General features: G+C 36.7%; 3 protein-coding genes and 1 pseudogene. All 4 read right to left on the bottom strand.

Annotated features, from left to right (window positions below; translation table 11 throughout):
• Window positions 1-92: 92 nt before the first annotated feature.
• Window positions 93-611, bottom strand: coding sequence for a TetR/AcrR family transcriptional regulator (locus tag Q0R51_RS09010; protein WP_046325242.1), 519 nt, complete (start codon window positions 609-611; stop codon window positions 93-95).
• A 229-nt stretch (window positions 612-840) separates the two neighbouring features.
• A complete protein-coding gene (locus Q0R51_RS09005) occupies window positions 841-2202 on the bottom strand; it encodes a DEAD/DEAH box helicase (protein WP_294758286.1) in 1362 nt (453 codons plus the stop codon).
• Entirely contained in the window at window positions 2195-3151 is a 957-nt protein-coding gene (locus Q0R51_RS09000; RefSeq protein ID WP_294758284.1) for a bifunctional oligoribonuclease/PAP phosphatase NrnA, read from the bottom strand. The genes Q0R51_RS09005 and Q0R51_RS09000 overlap by 8 nt, the downstream gene beginning before the upstream one ends.
• Before the next feature lie 49 nt (window positions 3152-3200).
• Window positions 3201-3678 (bottom strand): annotated as a pseudogene (locus Q0R51_RS08995) (DNA polymerase IV); the annotation flags it as partial.

Genomic DNA, 3678 nt, shown 5'->3' with positions numbered 1-3678 from the left:
CGACAGTTATTAATACTAGCAAGTATTTTTCTTTTTTGCAAGTCTTTTTTGCAAAAAATTATTATTACCAGTAAAACACTAGCAAAAGGGGTTTATTCAGTCCGTCTTATTGTTTGCTCTATATGTGTTAGTAACAAATGAATACTTTGATAAACATCCCTAATATCATGCCTGCATTCGTCAACAACCCAATTGAATATAATAGCGTATATTCCGTTTGCTACCAGTTCAACTTTACGCACCGAAAACGGTCCTCTAGGTCGCATATAATTCTCTATGGCTAAAGCATATTCTTTTCTTAACACGCGATAAAATAATGGCGGATCCTTGGCAATTCTGTGCAAGTTGCCATAAAAAGTCTTATTTTCCTTAATTTTTTTCAACATGCGATAAAACATTCGATCCATTGATTCATTGCCCACACTGCGTAAGGCTCGTCTGGTTTGCAAAGTTAAGACTGAAGTAAATAAATCACAAATATTACTGTACCTTCTATAAAAAGCGCCACGGTTAATGTCTAATTTCTGACAAAATTTAGTAACAGTATACTTTTCCACGCTGTATCTTGATAGCTCAAAAACAAGAACTTCCTCAGTTTTTGTCAATTTCATTTTCATCGCTCCTACTTATGGTGCCATAAGTATAGCAATAATGGTTATGACAAGCAATACTTTCTTTGAAAATAATGGCGTTATTTTTAAAGACTAACAGTATTATTAAAACAAAATCCATTCTTTGTATTTTGCAAAGCAAAATAAAACGACTAATTTGGATTAAAACCAGAAATTAGTCGTTTGCATCAATCATTTGAATCAAACTAAATGTAGTTTATTTTTAGAATTAAGATTGATTGTTACGCTTCATTTTTCTTTGGCGCTTTGCCTTACGAATTTTACTACGTTGCTCAATTTTATTCTTTTGCGCCTTATCTAGTTGGATAGCACGCTTAATCTTTTTCTTATAGCCAGGCTTACGTTTCTTTTGGGCTTTCTTCACCAAGCCACGCATCTTATTATCAAGACTTTGAGAAAACGACTGCCTTGTTTTACGGCTATGATAATGTTTACGTGCTACTAGAGCCCCATTTTTTATTTCCACAAAATCGAAATGGACTCCCATATTTTCTAATTTAAAAATCTGATCCATTTCTTCTTCACGAATTAGAGTAATGGCGTGACCACTCATACCGTTGCGACCGGTTCGACCAATACGATGAATTACGAATTCTAATTCACGCGGAATTTCATAGTTAATGACTAGACTAACACCTGCAATATCAATCCCCCGCGCGGCCAAGTCAGTGGCTACGACATATTGAAATTGTCCAGCTTCTACTTCTCTCATGGTTCTTTTTCGTTCACGTTCAGTAATGCCGCCATGAATTTTAGCAACTCTTAACCCTTGTTTAATAAGAAACTCAGTTAATTCATCTACCGTTTGCTTGGTATTAGCAAAAATAAGTGCTAAATAAGGCTGACCAATTGTTAGTAACTGATATAGTATTTTCTTTCGATTTTTAGATCCGACATCAAGTAAATCATTTTTTACTGTTGGCGAAATAACTGTAGGATTATCTACAATAATGGTTTCTGGTTTAGCCATATACTTGCGTAAAAAGTTAGCTAATTTAACAGGAATTGTGGCAGAAAAAGCTGTTAAAACACAATTTTGAGGCAATCTCTGCGCAATAAAGTCAATTTCACCCAAGAAACCCATATCTAAAGTCATGTCAGCTTCATCAATGACAAAATTTGTGACATAGTCTAATGGTAAAATCTTTTTGGCAACAAAATCATGAAGCCTACCAGGAGTAGCTATGATAATTTGTGGTTTGTGCCTACCTATTTTTTCAAGTTGGCGTTCCCGATCAGTGCCTCCTGCCAATTGGGCAACCGAAATATTTAATCCGGCAGCATCCCTTAATTGACGAGTCACTTGATATAATTGCTGAGCAAGTTCTCTGCTAGGAGTAGTCAAAATTGCTTGTGGATACGGCAGTTTTTCATTGATTTCATTCATTACAGGGATTAAGAAAGCATGAGTTTTACCCGATCCCGTAACTGCCTGTACTACAGCATTTTTGTGTGCCAGTAAAACAGGTATTACTTTTTCCTGCACCTCAGTCGGTTTAACAAAGTTTATTTTTTTCAGACCTTGTCTTAGTGCTGGACTTAACTTTTCGTTTTCAAAAATGTTATTCATGTTCCTCTTGATATTCCTTGGTTACTTGAACTAATTCCGCAAATATTTGCTTCACTTCAGCTATATCTTTAGCATTAGCCCCACTTGCCAATGCGTGGCCACCACCATCATGTTTGGCTGCCAGTTCATTGATTACTGGGCCCTTTGAACGATAATGAACCCTATAAGTGCCGTCGGGCTTTTCCACAAAAACATTCCAGGCAATGATATCCTTAATTCTTCCAGGAGTAGAAACCGTGCATGAAGCTTGTTCCGAATTTACACCTAATTTATGCAGAGTATCTTGGGCTAAAATCGCATAGGCTGCACCACTCGGGTCAACTTTCATATATTCCAAAACGACCGCCTGTAATTTTGCCTGTTCAAAGGTAACGTCACTAATGTTGCGAGCAATTTCATTAATATTAATTCCAGTTGCTGCTAATTTAGCAGCTATTTTAAAAGTATGGTCAGTTGTTTCAGGATACATAAATCTACCTGTATCACCAACAATACCAGCATAAAGAGGGTAGGCCACTTCTGCAGTCAATGGCATTTTTTCAGTAATAATGAAATCAGCAATAATTTGTGACGCAGCAGGTGCATGATCATCAACATAACTCATATCTGCATATGGTTCAACATCCGGATGATGGTCAATTTTAATCAGAAAATCACCCTTATTATATAATTTGTTAGAAATGCGGGCGGTATTTCCTGTGTCAGTGGTGATTACCAAGGCTCCTTGATAATCCTTTTCTGTCACCTGATCCATCTGGTTGATCCAAGCGAGATCACCCTCATCATTTTCTCCGGCACATAGGATCTTCTTACTTGGAAACTGCAGTTTTAAAGAACGTGCAAGTCCAGCCTGAGAGCCTAGAGCATCAGGGTCAGGACTGGTATGACGATGCAATATAATCGTGTCATATTGCGTAATTTTTTGGTATATCTCTGTAAAAGTACTCATATCTATTCTCCTTCTTAATTTTAGCGGTTTTACTTTAAGAAATTTTTCCTTATTGAGAAAAAAGTTCTAAATCCATGTTTTCATAATCAGCCTCTGTAAAATCTGTAGCTGTTACCCCCAAAAGCCTGATACCATCATTTAAAAACGAGCTGGAAATGGGCTCAAAAAGATCTTTAGCTGCATCATATAATTCTAATGGATTATTAGTAGCATGTTCAAGCTTGCGCCTTTTCGTAACAGTCTTAAAATTACTATTGCGAATTTTTAAGACAACCGTATTGGCATAAAAATTGCGTTCAATTAACTTGTCAGCTAAATCATTAACATAGTTGCGCAAATTGGTAAGAGCAGTCTGTTCATTGTATACACTGGGTTCATACGAGCGTTCAATCCCAATAGACTTGCGATTACGCTCATCATCAGGAATTACCCGCGACAAATCAATGCCATTTGCATGTTCCGCCATTAAATAACCCATGCGGTTGAAATGTTTTATTAAATCACGAACGTGCATTTTTTGCAACCCA

The organism is uncultured Lactobacillus sp. (genome assembly GCF_946477725.1).
In the GTDB taxonomy this organism is placed as follows: Bacteria; Bacillota; Bacilli; order Lactobacillales; family Lactobacillaceae; genus Lactobacillus.
This window is presented reverse-complemented; position numbering and strand designations above follow the sequence as displayed.

Bases quoted from the DNA above. Each gene is read 5' to 3' on its own strand.
- Q0R51_RS09010 (WP_046325242.1), bottom strand. From the start codon at position 611: ATGAAATTGACAAAAACTGAGGAAGTTCTTGTTTTTGAGCTATCAAGA.
- Q0R51_RS09005 (WP_294758286.1), bottom strand. From the start codon at position 2,202: ATGAATAACATTTTTGAAAACGAAAAGTTAAGTCCAGCACTAAGACAA.
- Q0R51_RS09000 (WP_294758284.1), bottom strand. From the start codon at position 3,151: ATGAGTACTTTTACAGAGATATACCAAAAAATTACGCAATATGACACG.